Origin of the sequence: Tenacibaculum sp. 1_MG-2023 (assembly GCF_030547425.1) — a bacterium.
Taxonomy (GTDB): Bacteria; Bacteroidota; Bacteroidia; order Flavobacteriales; family Flavobacteriaceae; genus Polaribacter.
In genome coordinates this window covers 155637-179405 of sequence record NZ_JAUORH010000002.1, presented here as the reverse complement: position 1 = coordinate 179405, position 23769 = coordinate 155637, and the positions used below count along the sequence as shown (strand labels likewise).

Annotated in this window: 23 protein-coding genes and 2 tRNA genes; 17 read left to right on the top strand and 8 right to left on the bottom strand. The window is 32.0% G+C overall.

The window, feature by feature from the left end:
• Positions 1–145: 145 nt before the first annotated feature.
• The 3 genes from Q4517_RS02565 (at position 146) to Q4517_RS02555 (ending at position 951) form a co-directional block, all read left to right on the top strand.
• A tRNA-Gln gene (locus tag Q4517_RS02565) sits at positions 146–216 on the top strand.
• A gap of 95 nt (positions 217–311) precedes the next feature.
• A tRNA-Gln gene (locus Q4517_RS02560) sits at positions 312–382 on the top strand.
• Between the two features lie 86 nt (positions 383–468).
• Positions 469–951: a DUF4252 domain-containing protein gene (locus tag Q4517_RS02555; protein WP_303505884.1), complete on the top strand. Its 483-nt coding sequence runs from the start codon at positions 469–471 to the stop codon at positions 949–951.
• 91 nt (positions 952–1042) lie between these two features.
• Here Q4517_RS02555 and Q4517_RS02550 read toward each other — a convergent pair whose 3' ends face one another.
• Positions 1043–1390, bottom strand: coding sequence for an arsenate reductase family protein (locus tag Q4517_RS02550; protein WP_303505882.1), 348 nt, complete (start codon positions 1388–1390; stop codon positions 1043–1045).
• A gap of 142 nt (positions 1391–1532) precedes the next feature.
• On the opposite strand from Q4517_RS02550, the gene Q4517_RS02545 reads away from it, so the two are divergent.
• Both Q4517_RS02545 and Q4517_RS02540 read left to right on the top strand, forming a co-directional pair.
• Positions 1533–1988: a DinB family protein gene (locus Q4517_RS02545; RefSeq protein ID WP_303505880.1), complete on the top strand. Its 456-nt coding sequence runs from the start codon at positions 1533–1535 to the stop codon at positions 1986–1988.
• Positions 1989–2038: 50 nt separating this feature from the next.
• Positions 2039–3187 (top strand): cystathionine gamma-synthase, encoded by a 1149-nt coding sequence (locus Q4517_RS02540; RefSeq protein WP_303505878.1) that lies wholly within the window; start codon positions 2039–2041, stop codon positions 3185–3187.
• A gap of 55 nt (positions 3188–3242) precedes the next feature.
• On the opposite strand, the gene Q4517_RS02535 is transcribed toward Q4517_RS02540, so the two are convergent.
• On the bottom strand, positions 3243–3851 hold the full coding sequence (locus Q4517_RS02535; RefSeq protein ID WP_303505876.1) for a superoxide dismutase: 609 nt from the start codon (positions 3849–3851) through the stop codon (positions 3243–3245).
• Positions 3852–3975: 124 nt separating this feature from the next.
• The gene (fbp, locus tag Q4517_RS02530; protein ID WP_303505874.1) at positions 3976–5010 is read right to left on the bottom strand and encodes a class 1 fructose-bisphosphatase; all 1035 of its coding nucleotides are present in this window, start codon (positions 5008–5010) and stop codon (positions 3976–3978) included.
• Positions 5011–5182: 172 nt separating this feature from the next.
• On the opposite strand from fbp, the gene Q4517_RS02525 reads away from it, so the two are divergent.
• The 4 genes from Q4517_RS02525 to Q4517_RS02510 all read left to right on the top strand — a co-directional run bounded on the left by Q4517_RS02525 (position 5183) and on the right by Q4517_RS02510 (position 10542).
• Positions 5183–6787 (top strand): hypothetical protein, encoded by a 1605-nt coding sequence (locus Q4517_RS02525; protein ID WP_303505872.1) that lies wholly within the window; start codon positions 5183–5185, stop codon positions 6785–6787.
• A 172-nt stretch (positions 6788–6959) separates the two neighbouring features.
• On the top strand, positions 6960–7442 hold the full coding sequence (locus Q4517_RS02520) for a GNAT family N-acetyltransferase (protein WP_115899488.1): 483 nt from the start codon (positions 6960–6962) through the stop codon (positions 7440–7442).
• Positions 7429–8682, top strand: coding sequence for an aspartate kinase (locus tag Q4517_RS02515; RefSeq protein WP_303505868.1), 1254 nt, complete (start codon positions 7429–7431; stop codon positions 8680–8682). Before Q4517_RS02520 ends, Q4517_RS02515 begins: the two co-directional genes overlap by 14 nt.
• 51 nt (positions 8683–8733) lie before the next feature.
• Positions 8734–10542, top strand: coding sequence for a lysophospholipid acyltransferase family protein (locus tag Q4517_RS02510; RefSeq protein WP_303505866.1), 1809 nt, complete (start codon positions 8734–8736; stop codon positions 10540–10542).
• 77 nt (positions 10543–10619) lie between these two features.
• Here Q4517_RS02510 and rseP read toward each other — a convergent pair whose 3' ends face one another.
• Positions 10620–11957 (bottom strand): RIP metalloprotease RseP, encoded by a 1338-nt coding sequence (rseP, locus tag Q4517_RS02505; protein ID WP_303505863.1) that lies wholly within the window; start codon positions 11955–11957, stop codon positions 10620–10622.
• Between the two features lie 159 nt (positions 11958–12116).
• Between rseP and Q4517_RS02500 the strand changes: the two genes are divergently transcribed.
• The gene (locus Q4517_RS02500) at positions 12117–12794 is read left to right on the top strand and encodes an SCO family protein (protein ID WP_303505861.1); all 678 of its coding nucleotides are present in this window, start codon (positions 12117–12119) and stop codon (positions 12792–12794) included.
• A gap of 104 nt (positions 12795–12898) precedes the next feature.
• On the opposite strand, the gene Q4517_RS02495 is transcribed toward Q4517_RS02500, so the two are convergent.
• Positions 12899–13240: an SdpI family protein gene (locus Q4517_RS02495; RefSeq protein ID WP_303505859.1), complete on the bottom strand. Its 342-nt coding sequence runs from the start codon at positions 13238–13240 to the stop codon at positions 12899–12901.
• A gap of 3 nt (positions 13241–13243) precedes the next feature.
• Positions 13244–14569, bottom strand: a complete 1326-nt coding sequence (locus Q4517_RS02490) for a serine hydrolase (RefSeq protein ID WP_303505857.1) — start codon at positions 14567–14569, stop codon at positions 13244–13246.
• A 92-nt stretch (positions 14570–14661) separates the two neighbouring features.
• Between Q4517_RS02490 and Q4517_RS02485 the strand changes: the two genes are divergently transcribed.
• Entirely contained in the window at positions 14662–15873 is a 1212-nt protein-coding gene (locus Q4517_RS02485) for an aminotransferase class V-fold PLP-dependent enzyme (RefSeq protein WP_303505855.1), read from the top strand.
• 69 nt (positions 15874–15942) lie between these two features.
• On the opposite strand, the gene Q4517_RS02480 is transcribed toward Q4517_RS02485, so the two are convergent.
• Entirely contained in the window at positions 15943–16644 is a 702-nt protein-coding gene (locus Q4517_RS02480; RefSeq protein WP_303505853.1) for a Bax inhibitor-1 family protein, read from the bottom strand.
• Between the two features lie 112 nt (positions 16645–16756).
• On the opposite strand from Q4517_RS02480, the gene Q4517_RS02475 reads away from it, so the two are divergent.
• The 6 genes from Q4517_RS02475 to gwsS all read left to right on the top strand — a co-directional run bounded on the left by Q4517_RS02475 (position 16757) and on the right by gwsS (position 21980).
• Positions 16757–18250: a YfcC family protein gene (locus Q4517_RS02475; RefSeq protein WP_303505850.1), complete on the top strand. Its 1494-nt coding sequence runs from the start codon at positions 16757–16759 to the stop codon at positions 18248–18250.
• Between the two features lie 3 nt (positions 18251–18253).
• The gene (gene glpQ, locus Q4517_RS02470; RefSeq protein ID WP_303505848.1) at positions 18254–19228 is read left to right on the top strand and encodes a glycerophosphodiester phosphodiesterase; all 975 of its coding nucleotides are present in this window, start codon (positions 18254–18256) and stop codon (positions 19226–19228) included.
• Between the two features lie 370 nt (positions 19229–19598).
• Entirely contained in the window at positions 19599–19778 is a 180-nt protein-coding gene (locus tag Q4517_RS02465; RefSeq protein WP_303505846.1) for a hypothetical protein, read from the top strand.
• Between the two features lie 64 nt (positions 19779–19842).
• Positions 19843–20820, top strand: coding sequence for a grasp-with-spasm system ATP-grasp peptide maturase (gwsG, locus tag Q4517_RS02460; protein ID WP_303505843.1), 978 nt, complete (start codon positions 19843–19845; stop codon positions 20818–20820).
• Positions 20783–21004, top strand: coding sequence for a hypothetical protein (locus Q4517_RS02455; protein ID WP_303505841.1), 222 nt, complete (start codon positions 20783–20785; stop codon positions 21002–21004). The genes gwsG and Q4517_RS02455 overlap by 38 nt, the downstream gene beginning before the upstream one ends.
• On the top strand, positions 20997–21980 hold the full coding sequence (gene gwsS, locus Q4517_RS02450; protein WP_303505839.1) for a grasp-with-spasm system SPASM domain peptide maturase: 984 nt from the start codon (positions 20997–20999) through the stop codon (positions 21978–21980). Before Q4517_RS02455 ends, gwsS begins: the two co-directional genes overlap by 8 nt.
• Positions 21981–21992: 12 nt before the next feature.
• Here the strand turns inward: gwsS and Q4517_RS02445 are convergent, their stop codons facing one another.
• On the bottom strand, positions 21993–23765 hold the full coding sequence (locus Q4517_RS02445) for a chloride channel protein (RefSeq protein WP_303505837.1): 1773 nt from the start codon (positions 23763–23765) through the stop codon (positions 21993–21995).
• Between the last annotated feature and the right edge of the window lie 4 nt (positions 23766–23769).

The following is a 23769-nucleotide window of genomic DNA, read 5'->3' as shown; positions in this document are numbered from 1 at the left end:
TTTTGATGAATTCTGTGGCATAACCACCTATTTAAAGTTCTGTTAAATGAAATTTTAAAAGGTTAAAAAAGGAGTAAATGAAAAAAAGTGTAAAAAATTTGCTAAAATAAAACTTTGTTTTATATTTGCACCCGCAATAAGCAATTGGCCTATGGTGTAATGGTAACACACCGGTTTTTGGTACCGATATTCAAGGTTCGAGTCCTTGTAGGCCAACAAAATCCTTACGAAGTTCGTAAGGATTTTTTTATAAAAGTTGTTTAATGATTTCTAAATATAAAACTTTGTTTTTATATTTGCATTGTAAACACTGGCCCATGGTGTAATGGTAACACACTGGTTTTTGGTACCAATATTCAAGGTTCGAGTCCTTGTGGGCCAACTAAAAAGTCTTAACTGAATAAGTTAAGGCTTTTTTGTTTGTAACAAATTCATAAAGCTATCGTCTTCATTTAAAACACTATTATTATGAAACGAATTGCAACCATCTTTTTCTGCTTTTTTGTGTTAAGCTCTTTTGCACAAAAAGAAAATTTTAAAGCCTTTTATCAATCTAATAAAGACAAAGCTGAAGTATCTTTAAACATACCAAGTTTTTTTGCTAACATGTTTATCTCTGATGAAGATACTGATGAGTTTGGCGTTTTCTTGAAGAAATCTAAAAACTATAAAATTATGGTATTCAATAACAACATGACTTCAGTACAACAAGATTTTAAAAAGTTTGTAAGAAGAAATAATTTGAAAACTTTAGTGAAAGTAAAGGATGGAAAGGAAAGAGTTACGGTGTATTTTAGAGAAACAAAAGACCGTATTAAAGAAATTATTGTAAATGTTCATGATAAAAGTGACGAAATGGTATTACTAGGAATTAAAACCAATCTTACCATGGATGAATTATCCGCTATGGTAGAAGCCTCTACAAACAACAAAAGCATAGCTTCAAATTAAAAGACTTTTATGTTCCCTGAGCGTAGTCAAAGGGAAGTATATAGATTAGCATTATAAAAAAACTCCGATTTTTAAAGTCGGAGTTTTTAAATTAATTTAGTGATACTTTTAAGCTTTCTACTACTTTTTTACTATTTCCAATAAAAATTTGATTGTCAACAATAAAAACAGGACGTTTTAAAAACGTGTATTCATCTAAAATATATTGTTTATAATCAGCTTCCGTTAAATGTTGATTTTTCAAATCCATTTCTCTGTATAGTTTTGCGCGCTTGTTAAATAAGCTTTCGTAGCTGTCTGTTAACTCACGCATTGATTCTAGCTGAGCAACTGTAATCGGATTGGTTTTTATTTCTTGTTTTTCAAATCCGTCAAGATTTACTTCTTTTAAAATTCTTCGGCAAGTATCACAAGTTTGTAAAAAATAAACCTTTTTCATCTATGTAACGTTTTATAATGTTTGTTATTCAATACCTTAATTTTATATGTTTGTATTAACCACATAAATTAAATATAATATACCATTAATATATTTTCATGGCTAAATAGGTATCTTTGATGTAGCTAAAATAAGTAGAAAAATGAACAAACAGTTTGAAGTTTTAAAAAGATCAAGAGACTTAGTTTTAAAAAGAATAGAGGGCTTATCATTAGAACAATTGCACATAATCCCTGAAGGATTTAACAATAACATTGCATGGAATGTAGCACATTTAGTAGTTACACAACAATTATTACATTACAAGTTATCAGGGTTAAATTGTTTAGCTCCTGATGAGTTAATTGAAGGATACAGAAAAGGAACTTTTCCAACGAAAGATTTTACTGAAGAAGAGTTTGAAGAAGTGAAAGAGTTATTAATTGGTTTACCTGAAACCTTAGAAGAAGATTTTGAAGCAGGGATTTTTACAAAATATCAAGAATACGAAACCAGTACAGGTTTTGTGATAGATTCTTTTGAAAGTGCTGTAGCTTTTAATAATCTACATGAAGGAATGCACTTAGGAATTATCATGAACTTGAGTAAATTGGTTTAAATCTCTAAAAATTTGATGTTTATTCTGAAAAAGACAATAAATGTTAACAGATGAAATTTAATACAAAAACAATTCACGGAGGTCAACAACCTGAAGAAGCTACTGGAGCAGTTATGCCTCCGATTTTTCAAACGTCAACCTATGCACAGTCAAGTCCGGGTGTGAATAAAGGTTATGCTTATTCACGTTCAGCGAATCCCACACGTACTGCTTTAGAAAATGCGTTTGCTGCTCTTGAAAACGGAACACACGGATTTGCTTTTTCTTCTGGTTTATCAGCGATTGATTGTGTGTTACGTACATTAAATCCGGGTGATGAGGTCATTGCAGGGGATGATATTTACGGAGGGACGTATCGGATGTTTACCAACATGTTTGAAAAATATGGACTGAAATTTCAGTATGTTGATATGGATGATGTTACGAATGTAGCCTACACAATTTCAGAAAAAACAAAATTAATTTGGATTGAAACACCTACCAATCCGCTAATGAAAATTGCAGATATTGAAGAAATTACTAAAGCAGTAAAAGCAAAGAATAAAGATATTCTAGTAGCGGTTGATAATACTTTTGCAACACCATATTTACAACGTCCGTTAGATTTGGGCGTTGATATCGTAATGCATTCAGCAACCAAGTATTTAGGAGGGCATTCCGATTTGGTCATGGGAGCTTTAATGACTAAAAATGCTGAGTTAGCAGAACAACTGCACTTTATTCAGTTTGCTGCGGGGGCTATCGCAGGACCAATGGATTCGTTTTTAGCGCTACGTGGAATAAAAACGTTACACTTACGTATGCAACGTCATTGTGAAAATGGAAAAGCAGTAGCTGAATATTTATCAGCACATCCAAAAGTAAGCGAAGTATTGTATCCAGGATTAGAAAATCATCCAAATCATGTAATAGCTAAAAAACAAATGGATGATTTTGGAGGCATGGTTTCTTTCCGATTGAAAGATGAAAGTAAACAAGCTGCTTTAACTTTTTTAGAAAGCACTCAACTATTTACGTTAGCGGAATCGCTAGGAGGAGTAGAGAGCTTGGTAAGCCATCCAGTAACAATGACACATGCATCCATTCCTGAAGAAGAACGTATAAAAATAGGAATTACCGATTCCTTAATTCGTTTAAGTGTTGGGGTAGAAGATATAGAGGATTTATTAGCCGATTTAGAGCAAGCACTTTCTAAATAAAAAAAACCGAAATACATTGTACTTCGGTTTTTTTCTATTCTACAAAAAGCTAAAATTATTTAGCTGCTGCATATCTTCTTTCTACTTCGTTCCAGTTGATTACTTTGAAGAAAGCTTCGATGTAATCAGGACGACGGTTTTGGTAGTTTAAGTAATAAGCATGTTCCCAAACGTCTAATCCTAAAATAGGAGTTCCGCCACAAGTAACACCTGGCATTAACGGGTTGTCTTGGTTAGGAGTAGAGCAAACTTCTACTTTTCCTCCTTTGTGTACACACAACCAAGCCCATCCTGAACCAAACTGAGTAGCAGCAGCTTTAGAAAAAGCATCGATAAAAGCTTCTTTTGAACCAAACTCAGCTTCAATAGCATCTTTTAATTCTCCAGATAAATAACCTCTATCTTCTGGGTTCATTACTGTCCAAAATAAAGAGTGGTTGTAAAAACCACCACCGTTATTACGAACATCAGCGTTGTTCATATCTAAATTCGTTAAAATGTCTTCGATAGATTTTCCTTCTAAATCAGTACCTTCAATTGCAGCATTTAATTTAGTAGTATATCCGTTGTGGTGCTTGCCATGGTGAATTTCCATAGTTCTAGCGTCTATATTTGGTTCTAAAGCGTCGTAAGCGTATCCTAATTCTGGTAAGTTAAAAGCCATAATTATTTGTTTTTTAATAGATTAATTTTTTCGTTTTTCCGAATGTAAATTTAATTCAAAAAAATAAGGCAAACAACTGTTTGCCTTATGGATAATTTATTTGAGTATAAATAATAACTATTCTTTAATAGACTGGTTTTTCCTCAGCAGAAAACTCAGTCATAAATTCTTCGGCTTTTTCCACGAGCTGATTACTTCCGCAGTAAAAAGGTACACGTTGGTGTAATTCAGTTGGTTTAATATCTAAAATACGAGTAAATCCGTCAGAAGCTTTACCCCCTGCTTGCTCACAAATAAACGCCATAGGGTTACATTCATATAGTAAACGTAACTTTCCTTTAGGAGTTATGGCAGTAGCAGGATAAATATAAACTCCACCTTTTATCATATTTCTATGAAAATCTGAAACTAACGACCCTATATAACGAGCTGTGTACGGGCGATTGTCTGCTTCGTTTAATTCTTTACAGTAAATTAAGAAACGCTTCATTCCCTCTTGGAAATGCGTAAAATATCCTTCACTTACTGAGTAAATTCTACCAATCTCAGGATATTGCATGTTTGGATGCGATAAGTAAAAAGTACCAATGGCTGGATTTAACGTAAATCCATTAACACCATTACCAGTAGTAAAAACTAACATAGTTGAAGTACCATAAGCAACATAACCTGCTGCTACTTGCTCGCTACCTTTTTGTAAGAAATCTTCTTTGGTAGCAGGAGTTCCTACAGGAGAAATTCTTCTGTAAATAGAAAAAATAGTTCCTACAGAAACGTTTACATCAATGTTAGACGATCCGTCTAAAGGATCCATTAACAACACATATTTGTTTTCGTTGGCTTTGTTTTGACCTTCAACAACTACAAAATCATCTTCTTCTTCACTAGCTATACCACAAACAATCTCACGATTAATTAATGTTTGCTTGAATAAATCGTTTGCTAAAACATCTAATTTTTGTTGCGCTTCACCTTGTACATTAATATCACCAGCAGCTCCAGTAATATCAACTAATCCAGCTTTTCTAATTTCGTGGTTTACTACTTTGGCAGCTAAACGGATAGAATTTATTAAACGAGATAATTCACCAGAAGAATATTTAAAGTCTTTTTGTTTGCTGATGATAAACTCACCCAGCGTCATATGCTTGTTACTCATGTCAAATTTTTGTGTTGTGCGTACAAAGATGCCAACTTTTTAGGGTACCTACAACGATTTATAAAATTTATTTTCATACATTTTATAAACTGTGAATAGTTAATTAATTTTTAATTAAATAGCCAACGTATTTTATCTATATTCGCAGCTGTTAAAAAAAACTTAAAATTACATGAAAAAATTACTACTTATAGTAGCGTTCATATCATACGCTAATTCTTTTGCTCAAAGTGCTGATTTAGATAGGGAATATTTCAAGGTTTCCTATGTGCAATTTCCTGAAACTCCTATATTAGAAAACGATAAAAGAACATACTCTATTAACCTTAGAGGAGTGGCAATAGAAGGGTTTTCAAGAGTGAATAACCCAGGGACACTAGATGTTAATTACAATTTTAGCGGTACAACGATAACTAATGCAAAGATTGATAAAATTAAACACGAAAAGAAAGATAAAGATGGAAATGTAATCTCTACATCGTACACATACAAAGCTAAGGCTAGATTTACTTCAAGTGCAGGAATTACAGTTATTAATGCTTTAACGAAAGAAAGTTATAATAAAGCGTTTCAAGAAAGTTCAGATTATGTAAGTGACGCTTTTTCTAGCTACTATAAAGCAGAAAGACATTATGCTAATAACAAATACGATATTAAAAACAACCATGCATCTAAGCATAAGGCTACCATCAAAAATAGAGTGAAGGCACATTTAAATGATAAGTATGGTTACGTGCCTTATTCTGAAAATAAGTATTTATGGATATTAGGCTCTAAGAGACATCCAGAATATGCAAAGCATCACGAGGTGTTCCAAAAAGTAAAAGAAGCTTTTGCGAAAATGAAATATGATGAGCCAACAGATAAAATAGCTAAAGAATTAGAACCTGTAATTGCATATTTTAACGATGTTATACCGAGGTACCAAGGAAAAAAGCGTAAGTTAAGAAAAGTAAGGTATGCTAGTTATTATAACATAGCAAAAATGTACTATTATTTAGATATGCCTGAAAAGACAAAAGAGTATGCTCAGAAAATAATTGATAATGATTATGATAAGTCTGACGGGAAATATTTAATTAAATCTGCCGAGAACCTTATTGAGACTTTAAAGAGAAATCAAATGACTTCACGTCATATGGAAGTGCTTACTGAAGATCTTAGAAATGAGGAAGAAATAGCAGAAGTAGTAGAAGAAGAGCAACCAAAAGACAGTAAGATTAGCTTAGAGTTACAGAAGGCATATTTAATCTCTGCTAAAAATGATACACTACTTGTTAATATTAATAATGGAGATATCTCAAAAATAGGTTATACACTTAAAACAGTTCAACTAGATAGTAAAGGAGAGTTAGTGGGGGTATTAACTAAAAATGCTAGTAATTGTAAAGAAGTTTTATTTATTGATGGAACTCGATATAAAAACATCAAATTTAAGGAGTCTTCAGTAAAATCAGGGTCACTTGATTTAGGACAGGCAGCGTTAGGAGGTGCTTCGGGTAAATTATGTAAAGTACTTTTTGAATCGGATAAAATAGGATTATACAAGTTTAACAACAAAGAATTAGTAATTCTTCCTACAGGAAGTGAAAAAGGAAAGTCTACTTCAGGAATGGGCTTTGTGTTTGGGTTCAATAAAAATTTAGCTAAATTAGCTAAAGGTTGTCCTTCGGTAGCTCAAAAAGCAAAATCTAAAGCTTATAAGAATATAGAGGAAAGCTTAGTGAAGTTTTGTGAAGAACTTACTAATTGTGAAGGAGACCAAGTATCAAAATAAATTGAAACAAATAAATTATAAAAAAGCAACCTCGACAGGTTGCTTTTTTTATATAATAAAGTTAAGGGTAATTAGAATAAAAAATTCAACAAAAAAATATGATGTGTTTTAATTTTTTATTTGTTTTATCAGAAAGTTTTAAGAGAGGTATCTTTACCAAAAAAATGAAGAAATGAGTTTTATTATCAGACCAGGAGAGCAAGAAGATGCTCAAGCTATATTAGATTTAATCGTTGAATTGGCTGTTTTTGAAAAAGAACCCGATGCGGTTAAAATTACGGTTGAAGACATCGTTAAAGATGGTTTTTCTGAAAAGCCGAAATTTAAAACCTTTGTAGCTGAAGAAGATACTAAGATTATAGGAATGGCGTTGTTTTATGAACGTTACTCTACATGGAAAGGGAAAGCAATTCATTTAGAAGATTTAATGGTAACTCAATCTAAAAGAGGTATTGGTGCAGGAAAAGCTTTGTATAGTGCTGTTATGGACCACGCACATAAAAATAATTGTAAAAGAGTAGCTTGGGAAGTATTAGATTGGAATACAGGAGCTGTCGATTTTTACAAAAGTACTGGAGCCACTGTATACGATGAGTGGAGAGTTTGCCATATGAATGAACAAAGCTTACAACAATTTTGTAATGAGAATATTTAAGTTTGGAGGAGCATCGGTAAAAGATGCGAATGGAGTAAAAAATGTAGCAAAAGTGTTGCAACATGAAGGTACAGAAAATACGCTAGTAGTAATTTCTGCCATGGGAAAAATGACCAATGCTTTTGAGCAAGTGGTAAACGATTATTTCTATAAAAAAGAAAACCTTAAAGATTCTTTGAAGTTTGTAGAAAACTTTCATCAAAATATGTTGAACGATTTGTTCAGAACAAACCATGAAGTATATAATAAAGTAAATCATTTATTTGGTGAATTGAGTGGTTTCATGGCTCGAAACACTTCTAAAGATTATAACTACGTGTACGATCAAATGGTTGGTTTTGGAGAGTTATTATCTACCACTATTGTAAGTGCTTATTTAATTGAAATAGAAGTAGCGAATCATTGGTTAGATGTAAGAGAATACATTAAAACCGATGGTGATTATCGTGATGCAAAAATTGATTGGGAGTTAACCCAACAGCAAATTCAAGAAAAAGTAGATGTATCTAAGCTAAATATTACGCAAGGTTTTTTAGGAGGGTTTGGAACAGAAACAACCACCTTAGGAAGAGAAGGTTCCGATTATACGGCAGGTATTTTTGCGTATTGTTTGGATGCTGATAGTGTTACTATTTGGAAAGATGTACAAGGAGTACTAAATGCTGACCCTAGAGTGTTTTCAGAAACAGCTTTGTTACAAGAAATCTCGTATACAGAAGCTATTGAAATGGCGTTTTATGGAGCTTCGGTAATTCACCCCAAAACAATTCAACCATTAGAACAAAAAAATATTCCGTTGTATGTACGTTCGTTTGAAGATGTTACAAAATCTGGAACATGTGTTGGAAGAGGAAAAAAAATAACTCCAGAAGTTCCGTGTTTTATCGTAAAGAAGAATCAAATTTTAGTAGCTATTTCAGCAAAGGATTTTTCTTTTATGGTTGAAAATAACATTAGCGATGTTTTTAAGAAGTTACACGATTATAACTTAAAAGTAAATCTAATTCAAAACTCAGCGATTAGCTTTTCTGTTTGTATAGAGGATAAGTACAATAAGTTTGAAGATTTTTACAACGATTTAAAAGGAGCTTATAAAATAAGAGCATACAAAGGAGCCACTTTATATACAATTCGTCACTTTAATGATGAAGCAATAAAAACGATAAGAAAACGAGGAAAATCAATCATTCGTCAAATAAATACTGAAACAGCACAGTTAGTGATTCAAGAAAACATGTAAAGCTTGCAAAAAATCGATTATATTTGCAGTTATGTCAATTGATAACTATGTATGGGATTAGTAACACCTAAAGAAGTTGCAAAAGCAATAGGAACCGACAAATTTGGAGTTTTCGGAACGTTTTCGGGTTGGTTGCTGATGAAAGTTTTGCGAATTTCTACCGCCAATGAAGTTTATAATAAGCATAAGCATAAAAAAGATTTACCTTTTTTAAATGGCTTGTTAGAGGAGTTTCAGATTGAGTTTGAAATTCCAGAAGAAGATTTAAAGCGTATTCCTAAAGAAGGACCGTTTATAACAATTTCTAACCATCCGCTAGGAGGGATAGATGGTATTTTATTATTAAAACTCTTATTAGAGCACAGAGCAGATTATAAGATTATAGCAAATTTTTTATTACATAGAATAGAGCCTTTAAAGCCCTATGTAATGCCAGTAAACCCTTTTGAAAACCATAAAGACGCACAGTCAAGTGTTGCAGGAATAAAAAATGCCTTATTACATTTACAAGAAGGAAGGCCTTTAGGACTTTTTCCTGCCGGAGAAGTATCTACGTATCGTGATGGGAAGTTAATGGTGGATAAAGAATGGGAGCAAGGAGCTGTACGTTTGATAAAAAAAGCAAAAGTACCTGTAATTCCTATTTATTTTCACGCAAAAAACAGTCAACTGTTTTACACACTATCTAAAATTAGTGATACGCTGAGAACAGCAAAACTTCCGTCTGAGTTATTATCTCAAAAAAATAGAATTATTAAAGTAAGAATTGGAAAGCCAATTTCAGTAAAAGACCAAGATACGTTTCCTGAAATACCAGATTTCTACCAGTTTTTACGTAGAAAAACATACATGTTGGCGAATCCGTATGAGAAAGCATCTCCAAAGATATTGTCAACACATAATTTAAAGATTCCTAAGAAAGCCAAAAAAATTATCTCTCAAAAGTCGCCAGATTTATTTGTAAAAGAAGTTGACGCTTTACGAGAAAAAGGAAGTAGATTACTACAAAGCAAGAACTATGAGGTGTTTTTTGCTAGCGCAAAAGAAATACCAAATATTTTACATGAAATAGGGAGATTACGTGAAATTACGTTTAGAGAAGTAGGAGAAGGAACGAATAAAACTATTGATTTAGACAGATTTGATAAATATTACCACCATTTATTTTTATGGGATGACCAACAAAACAGGTTGGTAGGTGCCTATAGAATGGGATTAGGAAAAGATATTTATAAGAAACACGGAGTCAATGGCTTTTATATTCAAACTTTATTTAGAATAGAACCAGAGTTGTACCCAATGATGGAACAAACCATTGAAATGGGACGTGCTTTTATTATTAAAGAATATCAACAAAAACCAATGCCTCTTTTCTTATTATGGAAAGGGATTGTACATGTTACATTGCGTCACCCAGAATATAAATACTTAATGGGTGGGGTAAGTATTAGTAATCAGTTTTCTGAATTTTCAAAATCGTTGATGATTGAGTTTATGAAGTCACATTATTACGATCCGTATGTGGCACAATATATTCGTCCGAAGAAAGAATTTAAGGTGAAATTAAAAGATGCCGATAAAGACTTTGTATTTGATGCTACTGAGGCTGATATGCAAAAGTTTGATAAGATTATAGACGAATTGGAGCCAGGAGAATTACGTATTCCGGTATTAATTAAAAAGTATGTGAAGCAAAACGCACGTTTGGTTGCGTTTAATGTAGATCCTAAGTTTAACAACGCAATTGATGGGTTAATGTATATAAAGGTAGCTGATATACCTGAAAGTACTGTGAAACCTGTCATGGAAGAGTTTCAAGCTGAGTTAGAACGTCGTGCAGCAGAGAACTTAAATAAGTAGAAGCCAAGTTAAAATATAGCATAACTAAAAAAGCATCGTACTAGAGTACGATGCTTTTTTAGTTATAGTTTACAAGGTTATTTGAATAACCTAAATATATCGTTTCCGTTTGCGAATAGTAGTAATGCTATTAATAAGATAAAACCTGTAATTTGAGCGTATTCTAAGAACTTATCACCAGGTTTTTTACCTGTAATCATTTCCCATAAAGTAAACACCACATGACCACCGTCTAAAGCAGGAATTGGTAGTAAATTCATAAATCCTAACATGATAGATAAGAATGCTGTGATACTCCAAAATGCTTGCCAGCTCCAAGTAGCAGGGAAAATTTTTCCTATTGAGATGAAGCCTCCAATACTCGTTGCTCCTTTTTTAGTGAAAACATATTTAAATTGAGTAATATAATCCTTTAAAGTCCAGTAAGCTTTTGAGCTACCAACAGAAAGAGCCTCAGTAAATGAATAGTTTTTATGATTAATTTCCAGTGAGTTTTTATACAGCTCTTCATCAACTTCTGGGGCAACTCCTATTTTCTTTTCTTGACCTTCACTAAAACTAACAAGTATTTCTTTCTGTTCACCATTTCTCTCAATCAACAAAGAAAGTTTATTAGAAGAAGATTGAATTAGTTTAGTAAACTCTTCCCAGTACTCAACATTTTTTCCGTTAACAGCAAGAATTTTATCATTATTTTGAATTCCCAAACTATCAGCCAACATATTTGGCGCAACTAATCCGATTACAGGTTTTATCCTTCTCTCGGTAAAAGGAGTCATGTCTCCTTTTTCCCACATAATCTCTCCAATGTTTTCGGGCAAATTTATAGTTTGAGTTGTGCCGTTTTCACGAAGAACATCAATACTTTTTACATCTCTTAAAAAAAGATGCTTATTAACATCTAGGACATTTTTTGGTGTTTCTCCATTTATTTTTAAAACTTTGTCTCCTGTTTTAAATCCATATTCTTTAAAATAATCAGATACAGCAAAACCATTTTTCACTCCTTCAGGTTTTACGTAATTATCTCCCCAGTAAGCTGTGATACATACGTAAATAAACCATCCCAAAATAAAGTTTACAATAACTCCACCGAGCATAATAATTAAACGTTGCCATGCAGGTTTAGAACGGAATTCCCATGGTTGCGCAGGCTTTTGCATTTGTTCAGTATCCATACTCTCATCAATCATTCCAGCAATCTTTACATAACCTCCTAACGGAATCCAACCAATACCGTAAACTGTTTCTCCAACTTTCTTTTTAAATAAAGAGAATTTATAATCGAAAAACAGGTAGAATTTTTCTACTCGGGTTTTGAATAATTTGGCGGGAATAAAGTGTCCTAATTCGTGCAAAACGATTAAGAGCGATAAGCTTAAAATAAACTGTGATGCTTTTATTAAAATCTCCATAAATGGTGTTCGTCTAAATTTAAAATCTGACAAATGTACGTTTTTAACAACAGTTGTAAAAGTTTGCACGTAAGTTAGCCTTTGGTTTTAACAAAGTTTTTAGGATAGTGGTTTATAAACGCTGTTTTTAGTCGTATTTTTGTAGAAAATTTTAGTACTGTGGATATTAAATTCTTTAAAAAATCAAAAAGCACCTTAATTTTTATTTTAGTTTTTTGTGCTATTGGAGTTCCTGTTTTTTATCATTTGGTAAAAGTTGATAACAAACTGCCTATTTATAACCCTGCTGATATTAACCCTAAATTGGTGGATAGTTCTGTAAGAAACAGAACAAAAAACCATAGAGTAGGTGAGTTTAGCTTAATTAACCAGAATGGAGATACCATTACGAATGCTGACTATAAAGGAAAGATTTATATAGCCGATTTCTTTTTTACCCGTTGTCAAACTATATGTATTGCCATGGCGTATAATATGAGTGAGTTACAAGAACATTATAAAAAAGATGATGATATTATGTTTTTGTCACATTCTGTAACTCCAGTAATGGATAGCGTACCACAATTACGAAAGTATGCAACTGAAAAAGGGGTGATTGATGGAAAATGGAATGTAACTACAGGAGAAAAGAAACATATTTACAATTTAGCACGTAAGCACTATTTTGCTGTATTGGATGAAGGAGATGGCGGAGAAAGCGATTGGGTTCACACAGAGAATTTTGTGTTAATTGATAAAGAAGGACGCATAAGAGGTTCGTATGATGGAACTAAAAAAGAAAATATGCAGAAAATTATTGATGATATTACACTCCTTAAAGAAGAGTATAAAAAATAATCAATTAAGACGGTCAATAAAAAAGACACGTATGAGTTGAAAAAAAGACCTTGATGTTTTTACAAAAACATCAAGGTCTTTTGGTTAAAACGTCTTGATGAGTTTTACCTCCTATTTCCATCCCCATCAAAGTTCTTGTTTATTTCTTGTTCGGTTTTAACAACCGATACGGCTAACGATAATAACATAATTGCCATAGGTTGCCATGTTAATTCTTTTGATATAAAGGCTAAAACCAACGCTGCAACCAAAGAAATTGCTGAATACTTCATAAACTCTTTTGTGAAAAAAGCATTAGCAAATTGCCAAATAGTATCATTTTTCATAGTTTTATTAGTACGATACCCATAAATAGCATTGATTTTTTTAGGTGGAAAAAAATGAAAAACAATACTGAATAAAAAAAGCAATCCGTTTATAGAAAGCACATAATAAAATGGATTCATGGTTTATTTTTTAATAGAATTTATAATTCCTTTTAACAAGGTGTTTACGTCTGCGTTTTTGGTAAGTCCTGTACGAACAACTACCAAATCTTGACTAGGCAAAATAAACACATTTTGACCTTTATATCCGTTAAAAGAAAACATATTTTTTGGAGCATCAGGATATCTACCACCAGCATTTAACCAAATTTGTGCCCCATACCAACCATTTGAAGTAGGAGTAGGCGTTGTAGCATAGTTTACCCAGTCTTTATCAAACAAATGTTCTCCGTTCCACTCTCCGTTATGTAAGTATAACAAACCAAGTTTAGCCCAATCTCTTGCCGTTGCCCAAGCGTATGAAGAGCCTACAAAGTGGTTGCTCATATCCGTTTCAACAATCATTGAGTTCATGCCTATTTTATCAATCAAACCACTATACCAAAAATCAAGATACTCTTGGTGTGTGTTGAATTTTGTTCGTAAAATACCCGATAATAAATTGGTAGTTCCAGAAGAGTAATTCCAGGTTTTGTTTGGTTTTCCTACCAATGGTTTGTTTACTTGTACCTTGGTCATGTCTTTTTCTAAAAACAACATTTTAGTAACGTCTGAAATAGTGTTATAGTCTTCATTCCATTCCAAACCAGAATTCATTTGTAGTAAATTATGAATCATAATGTTTTTACGATTGTCGTTTTCCCACTCAGGAAATAAGTTGTTTTCTTGAACATCAATTTTTCCTTGACATTTTAAAATTCCAAACAAAGTACCTGTAATGCTTTTGGTCATAGACCAACCTAACTGCTTCGATTCTTTGGTAAAACCAGTGTCATATTTTTCAAAAATAATTTTGTCTTTATATACCACTACTACCGAGCGTGTTTGATTTCTATCATTAAAAATAGTATCAATAGTTTCGTTTAGTTTTGTATAATCAATGTTAGCGAAAATAGTGTCTTTATGATCTGTGTTTCCGTAAGGGAAAGGCGTGCTATTATCAGGTTTTGAACGTTTTGGAGTAAGCTGAGGTTTGGTAACATCAAAATCATCAGTAACCAACACAGCACCAATACCTTCTCTGTACACAGCTTTTCTTTTTAGTAATCCATATACTGAACCTGTAGCTGATTTTTCTTCTGTATTAATTTCATCAGAAGTAATATTTATAGGAGAAAAATTGTTGTCATTTGCATCGGTAAAAGCTAAACTTCTTTCTGCTAGAAATACTGATGAAGCGGTATTTTTAGCGGAGTATCCTGCCAAAATATTTAACTTCGGATAGTTGTAAAAAACAGCAATTGTTAAAGCAATTAAAACGAGTAAAAGAATTCTTTTTAAATTTTTCATGGAATGGGTTTCTAGCAAATGTAAGAATTTAATTGTTTGATGTTTGTATTTAAAACGCAAGCCCTACCTTTGTACTAAATTTGATATTTTATATGTTTAGTATAGATAAAATTCGCGCTGATTTTCCTATTTTAAAGAGAGAAGTACATGGAAAAAAATTAGTGTATTTAGATAACGGAGCAACTTCACAAACACCACAGGTAGTAATTGACACTATTGTAGATTATTACTCTAATTACAATGCAAATATTCATAGAGGTGTACATACATTAAGTCAGGAAGCTACTGATAAGTATGAAGAAGCAAGAATTAAGATTCAAAAACATTTCAACGCAAAGCATCCGTATGAAATCATTTTAACTTCAGGTACAACACATGGAGTTAATATTGTGGCATCTGGTTTTGCATCTATTTTAAAAGAAGGAGATGAAATAATTGTTTCTGCCTTAGAACACCATTCTAACATTGTGCCTTGGCAAATGTTATGCGAAAAAACAGGAGCTATTTTAAAGGTAATTCCGATGGATGAAGATGGTTCTTTACGCATGGATATATACCACGAATTATTGAATCCAAAAACAAAATTAGTTTTTTGTAACCACGTATCGAATGCATTGGGAACAATTAACCCTATAAAAGAAATTATTCATGCTGCACATAAGTTTGGTGCTTATGTGTTGATTGATGGCGCACAAGCAGTACCGCATATAAAACCAGATGTACAGGCGTTAGATGCTGATTTTTATGTGGCTTCTGCTCATAAAATGTGCGGACCAACAGGTGTTGGAATGTTGTATGGTAAAGAAGAATTACTGAAATTGTTGCCGCCATATCAAGGAGGAGGAGAAATGATTGAAACCGTAACTTTTGAAAAAACAACCTATGCTGGGTTGCCCCATAAATTTGAAGCAGGAACACCAAATATTTGTGGAGGTATTGCTTTTGGTGTTGCTGTAGATTATATGAACTCAGTTGGTTTTTCTAATATAGAAAAACAAGAAAACGAACTGTTATCGTATGCAACGCAAGAGTTAGAAAAAATAGAAGGGTTGAAAATCTACGGAACGTCAAATAAAACATCAGTAATATCTTTTAATTTAGAAGGAATCCATCCGTATGATGTTGGAGCAATTTTAGATAAACTAGGAGTAGCGGTTCGTACAGGTCACCATTGTGCACAACCTATTATGGATTTTTATTGTATTCCAGGAACAGTGAGAGCTTCTTTTTCTTTTTATAATACGAAAGAAGAAGTAGATGTATTGGTAAACGCAGTTAAGAAAGCGCAAATGATGTTAAGTTAAAAGAATTTAGCAAAAGAATATAAAAAAGCCTCCATTTGGAGGCTTTTTTAGTTTATAATAGTTTTTTTACTAATCTCTCGACATAAATATTTGTAATACATACCAGAATAATAACATTAAAGAAGCAAACAAACCTAATGCTGCAGGAATGTAATCATCTGTAGAGAATTTGTTAACTAAGTTAGATGTTTGATATAAAATAGAACCAGCTGCTAACACACACATTCCAACAGAAAACCATAAACCTAAATTAAATCCGAATAAAGCACCAGCTACTATTAATCCGATAGCGATAAAGAATCCAACAGATAGTCCAGCTCTAATAAAAGAAAAATCCTTTTTAGTAATAAAAACGATTGATGAAATTCCAACAAACAATGATAACGTAACAATTCCGGCTTGTTTTATAACATCAAAATTATTGGTATAAGAAATAGCAATGTAAATTAAAGGGATAAAAATAAATGCTTCAGCAAAGATATACCCTGAATATGCTAAGTATTGTAAGTTTTTGTCAGAAGTTTTTAAGGCAGTACTTTCTGCATAGTTTGTAATTAACATAAAACCACCCAGTAACAATAACCATTTATAACCTTGGGTCATTGATAAGGCAAATTCAACAATCGTAGCACTTTGTAAAAATAAATATTCAAAAAAAACAAACAATAATACACCACCAGCAACATGTGCATAGGTTTTCTTGTAAAAAGCAATTCTGTCAGTTTCTGAGACTTGTGCAACAAGCACTTTTGGTTCAAATGAGTTTTCCATAATTAATTTTTTAAATACGATGTAAAGATAATTTTTTTGAAGGAACTTTAAACTTCTTTAAATACTAAAACAGCAAGTTTTTGTTACTTTTAACAAAAAATAATTTTACATTTTGAAAAACATTAAATTTCCAACTCCGCATACTATTTTATTATTAATTGCAGGGTTGGTGGCTATTCTAACATGGTTTGTACCAGCAGGTAAGTTTGATACGCTACAGTATCAGAAAAACAATAATTCATTTACGTATTCACACTTAGAGGAAGAGAAAACAATAAAAGCAAGTCAAGAAACATTAGAAGGCTTAGGAATTAAAATTCCATTAGAAAAGTTTACCAATGGTGATATTGCAAAACCAATCAGTGTACCAGGAACGTATACTCAGCTAGACCCAAAACCACAGGGTTTTTTAGACTTTTTTAAATCGCCAATAAAAGGAATCATTCAATCGTCAGATATTATTTTATTTGTCCTTATTTTAGGAGGAATTATAGGAATAATGAATTTCACAGGTGCTTTTGATGCTGGAATAGCTTGGTTAGCAAAAACATTGAAAGGAAAAGAGTACTGGCTTATATTTGTGGTAACGACCTTAATAGCTGTGGGAGGTACAACTTTTGGGTTGGCAGAAGAAACCATCGCCTTTTATCCAATACTAATCCCCATATTTTTAGCAGCAAAATACGATGCTATAGTAGCTTTAGCTTGTGTGTATATTGGGTCATCTATAGGTACAATGTGTTCAACGGTGAATCCGTTTAGTGTTATTATTGCTTCAGACGCAGCAGGAATTAATTGGACTACTGGTTTTACAGGGAGGTTGTTAATGCTAATTGGAGGAATTATTATTTGTGTAATTTATATTTTACGTTATGCAAACAAAGTTCAAAAAGACCCAACAAAATCCATTATTTACGATCAAAAAGAAATGATTGAAAGTCTTTTTGGCAGTTCAACATCAAGTACACATAGCTTAACAGGTAGACTACGAATTATACTAACCATTTTTACCATGTGTTTTGTAATTATGATTTATGGAGTATCTCGTTTAGGATGGTGGTTTGAAGAAATGACTGTGGTGTTTTTAATAGGTGCTATTTTAATAGGTTTTTTAGCTAAGATGAAAGAAGAAAACTTTGTAAACACGTTTATTAAAGGAGCAGGAGATTTATTAGGAGTTGCTTTTATTATCGGTATTGCACGAGGGGTTTCCGTATTAATGGAACAAGGATTGATAAGTGACACGATTTTGCAACACGCAAGCGAGTTTACTACAGGAATGCCTAAAGGAATTTTTGCCAATGTAATGTTATTCATTTATTCAGGACTATCATTTTTTATTCCAAGTTCATCAGGAATGGCAGTATTAACAATGCCCATCATGTCTCCGTTGGCAGATACTGTTGGAGTAGGTAGAGAAGTAATTGTAAATACGTATCAATATGGTATGGGGTTGTTTGCTTTTATCAATCCAACAGGCTTAATTTTAGCATCTTTAGCCATTGTGAAAGTAGGATATGATAAATGGTTAAAGTTTGTAATTCCGTTAGTAATTATCTTAACAATTTTTACAATGCTAGTTTTAACCGCTCAAGTATACCTGTAAAGAATGAAACAAATTTATGCGCTGTTTTTCTTGATTCTTTTCTTCGGATGCAAGCCACAAACTAAACTGACCAATATGAAAAAGAAAATTGTAATCGCTCACAGAGGAGCCTCAGGATACTTACCAGAACACACGATGGAAGCTAAAGCCATGGCGTATGCAATGAATCCTGATTATATAGAACAAGATCTAGTATTAAGTAAAGATGATGTTCCTGTAGTGATTCATGATATTTATTTGGATGATGTTACTGATGTGGCTGAAAAATTTCCAGAAAGAAAACGGAAAGACAAACGTTTTTATGTAATTGATTTTACGTTTGAAGAACTACAAAAACTAAATGTAACAGAACGTTTTAATCCGAAAACAGGAGAACAAGTGTACCCGAATCGATTTCCGAAGGGAAGAGGCAATTTTAAATTACACTCTTTACAAAAGGAAATAGAGCTAATTCAAGGATTAGATGCTTCCACAGGAAAAAATATCGGAATTTATCCAGAAATTAAAAACCCAGCATTTCATCATAAATATGGAAAAGATATTGCTAAAATTTCGTTGGATATCCTTTCAAGCTATGGCTACAAAACAAAGAACGATAAATGTATGTTTCAATGTTTTGATGCGAAAGAATTGGAAAGAGTTCGAAAAGGATTAAAATCTGACTTGTTTTTAGTACAATTAATTGAGTTCCCTGAGGAAACCAAAGAATTAGCACATTTCGCATCGTATGCAGACGGGTTGGGGCCTTGGTACACGCAAATTTTAGATAAAAAAGTAGGAGAGAAGTGGCAGTTTACAACACTAGTTAAAGATGCTCACAAACTAGGGTTACAAGTGCATCCATATACTTTTAGAGCAGATCAATTGGATGAATTCTCTTCTTTTGAAGAAATGATGCAAGTACTGTTTTTTGAAGCAAATGTTGATGGTGGTTTTACCGATTTTCCAGATAAAATGCTTGCTTTCTTATCTAAATAATTACCTTATATGTAACTTACTAATGAAAATTCAAATGACTTAATAAGCCAGTGTTTGAAAAAATACTAGGCTTTAGTAATATTACTAACAAAAATAATTTTGTGACTGTGAATCAGTCTCTTTAAGGAGGTATAATTTTTAAATTATACCTCCTTATTTTATAAATAGTTCCCTTGTACTTCAACTTTGCCTTACTAAAAACTTAATATTTGTATTCATCCTGTTTGAAAAAATTGATCTGAACACCCTTTTAAATTTACTAAAAAAAGGAGCAAAAAAACACATCTAATTGACATAGAAAGGAGTAAGCCGAAAATCCTATAGTAAACAGAGTAGGTAACCAAATAAATAGTTAATTATGAATTCAAAAATGAAATCATTAAAAGAGTTTGAATTGTCTCAAAATGAGATGGACACAACTAAAGGAGGTCTTTATTATGGACATGGGGTTTATTGGAGAGAAGAAAGAGAGGCAGACTACGTAGGAAGTTTTAATATCGGAACCTATGTAGATGGTATGAATATGGGAACTGATGGTTATAAAGATTAATTAGCCCTTAAATAACCCATTCTGCTAATTCTATTTTGACAGAATGGGTTAACATAGTTGAAGTATGATATTAATATTATCTATAGAACAAGATGAAAGTACCATTGATATAATAAGATGGCTTTACTACTTAAAAGAAGATTTTATATTACTTAACAATAATGAGTTTATAAATAGTATAACAGTAAATATAAACACCTCTGAGGTTTTTATTACTACTAAAGATGTAACTGTAAACTTTAATGAAGTTACCTCAGTTTGGTATCGAAGAGGAAACTTTACGCTGTATGATTGCATTGAGATGAAAGATTTTATTGGAGACAAAATAACGGAGTTTTACAATGAAGAAAAAAAAGATTTATTTGAGTATTTACATTTTTTACTGAGTCAAAAGCCTTCTATAAATAATTATAACTTTAAAAAAGTTAATAAACTTATTGTATTAACAATAGCAAAACAATTAGGATTGTGCATCCCTAAAACCACAATTACAAACCAAAAAAGTGTTTTAGAAGAAGATAAATTGTTAATTACAAAGCCTATTAATGACCCTATTAGTTTGTATGGAGATACTTATTGGTTTCCCACGTACACAACATCAATAACTGCAGAAAAAGCAAGTTTATTTGATGACTCTTTTGGAATTAGTTTGTTTCAAGAAAATATTAAAAAAACACTAGAAATACGTAGTTATTTTTTGGACGGTGAGTTTTATTCAATGGCAATTTTTTCTCAGTTAGATGAACAAACTAAAACAGATTTTAGATGTTATAACAATCAAAAACCAAATAGAACAATTCCGTTTAACCTACCTTTAGACATAGAAACAAAATTAAAAACGTTAGCAGAAAAGCTCAATTTAGCTAGTTGTTCTTTCGATTTAATTTATACACCCTGTAAGCAGTATGTTTTCTTGGAGGTAAACCCCATTGGGCAATTTGGTATGGTTTCTTATCCTTGTAATTATTATTTAGAAGAAAAAATAGCACACAAACTTAAAAATTATGATACCTCAAAAAGAAGCTCAGCAGTTATTAGATAAAACGAAAGAAGAGTATAAAAAGAAATTACCCGCAATAATCTATTTGTCAGAAATAAAACCTATCAGCAATAGTTCAATGTCGTTGATTCATAATAGAATATCAATAGATAAGTACCATGATAGGTACGCTTTAAAAAGAAGTTTTTACAAGCCAATAACGATACAATATCCTATAAATGAATAACAGTGATAAATACGTAAGAATGTTTTCTAATTGTATTCCTGTTTCAGGGAGAGATAAATCAGCTATTTATGATTTACAAAGAAAACAAATGTTTAATATTCCAAACGATTTGTATAACTTCATTCAGTTGTTTGAAAAACATACTATTTCGGAAATATTTGAATTGTGTGGTAAAGAAAATAGGCAAGTCGTAGAAGAGTACTTTCAGTTTTTGATAGCTAAAGAACTTACGTTTTTAATAGATAAAGATGAACTAGCGTTATTTCCTAAATTGAATATGAATTGGGCGTCCCCAGCTAAAATATCAAATGCAATTATTGAAATAAGTGAAATAACATATCCTTTTTTTGATGAAATATTAAAATGCCTTACAGCATTAGGCTGTGAATATTTGTATATTAAAATATGTATTCCTAAATCTTATAATGTTATAAAAGATATTGTGGGAAAATTAACTACTTCTTCTATTTTTTCTGTTGTTTTTGAAGCAAAATATAATAAAGATGAAAGAATTGTTGATTATGAACAACTTGTAGCTGAAAACAAACGGATAGAAACTATTTTTCTGCTAAGTGAAGCACAGTTAAAAACAACGTTTTCAAAAATTATTATAACGTCACCTAACAAATTTGTAAATAGAAAGGAATGTTTTTTCACGGTAAATATTTCTTTGTTTACAGAGTCTCAAAAGTACAATGCTTACTTTAATAAAAAGATTTTTATAAATAAGGAGGGGAATTTGCTCAACGCTCCAGAAACAGAAGAGGTATTCGGAAATATAACAAGTGTAACTTTTGAAGACTTGGAAAAGATTACAGATTCAGAACAATTTCAAAAGTACTGGAGAGTTAATAAAGATGCAATAAATGAATGTAAAGATTGTGAGTTACGTTATATGTGTGTAGATAATAGAGTACCCCAAAAATCTGAAGAAGGAAGTTATTTCTTTACATCAAAATGTGAGTTGAGAGTATAGAATTGTTTTAAGCTAAACAGTAACCTCAATTAGTTTGTTTCTATACACTGACAGTAATTTAGATTTAGAAATAAAACCAACATACACTCCGTTTTTTACAACAGGTAAATTCCATGCGCCACTTTCTTTAAATTTTTGCATTACTTTTTCTGTACCATCATCATAAAAAATAATGGCAGGAGGTATTTTCATAATGTCTTTAACGGTAGTCGTTTCATATAATTCTTGATTGAACATCATAGGACGAATATCATCCAACAGAACAATTCCTCTAAATTTATTATCACTATCAACTACAGGAAAAATATTTCGTTTCGATTTAGAAACAGCTTGTTTTAGCATTTCCCCCAAAGTCATATCAGGGTGAATTTTAATAAAGTTCTTTTCGATAATTTTACTAACCTTCATCATCATCATTACATTTTTGTCTTTGTTGTGTGTAATAAGTTCCCCACGTTCAGCTAGTTCTATAGTGTAAATGGAATTAGATACAAAGTATTTAGTGATGGCATAAGAAACCGCAGAAACAAGCATCAGAGGAACAAACAGATCATATCCTCCAGTAATTTCGGCAATTAAGAAAATTGCGGTTAGCGGAGCGTGTAAAACACCAGCCATTAGGCCTGTCATACCAATCAACGTAAAATTAGTTTCTGAGACATCAAATCCGAATTGGTTGATAATTTTAGCCGTAACATTTCCTAAGGAACTTCCCATAACGAGTGTAGGAATAAAAATACCACCAACTCCACCAGCAGCAAAAGTAGTAGTCATGGCAATTACTTTAAAAACTCCAATGATTAACAGAAAAATAATAACCATCCAAACATTATCAAAATCAATGTTATAATGAATGCTTTTAAGAGCAGCACTAGCATTCTCAGATAATAAGTTATTGATAATTCCGTATCCTTCACCAAATAGCGGCGGAATTAGAAAGAGCATTATACCAATGGCAATTCCACCAAAAATTAGTCGCTTAAAAGGATTATATTTTTTGAAGAAATTAATGATTCTAAAATATATTTTAGAAAAATATACAGAAGAGAACCCTGTAAAAATAGCCAAAGCAATGTAAAAAATAAGGTCGTTAATTTCAAAAGCATCTTGTAGTTGTACACTAAATAATACATCTTTTCCTAAAAAAAAATACGAAGTAATTACCGCAGAAACGGATGCTAATAATAACGGAACTAAGGATGCAAAAGCAAGGTCTAAGCTAAAAATTTCCACTGCAAAAATAATAGCGGCAATGGGGGCTTTGAACATTGACGACATCGCGCCGGCGGTAGCACAACCAATTAATAACATACGAGTTCTCATATTCATATGAAATAATTGCGCAACCCCAGAACCTAAGGCGGCACCTGTACTAACAGCTGGACCTTGTAACCCTACTGAACCTCCAAAACCAACAGTTATGGGAGCTGTAATTAAAGAAGCATAAATCTTATAACGCTCTATAATTCCATTTTTTTTAGAAATAGATTGTAGGGTGGTAGAAACACCATGACCAATATCTTTTTTGATGAGGTATTTTTTAATGTAATAGACTAAGAATAATCCTAAAATAGGGAAGATGAAGTATAAAGAATGATGATAGTCTTTAATAAGTCCGTCTTCTAAAATACGATGAAAGTAAAAAGTAAGGTTTTTAAGAATTAAGGTACCAATACCTGCCAAAAAACCTACTAAAACACTTAAAACATATACAAACTGTCGTTCAGAGATATGTTTGTATCTCCAGATTAATATTTTTTTATAAGCTTCCTTAGATGATGGCATTGTT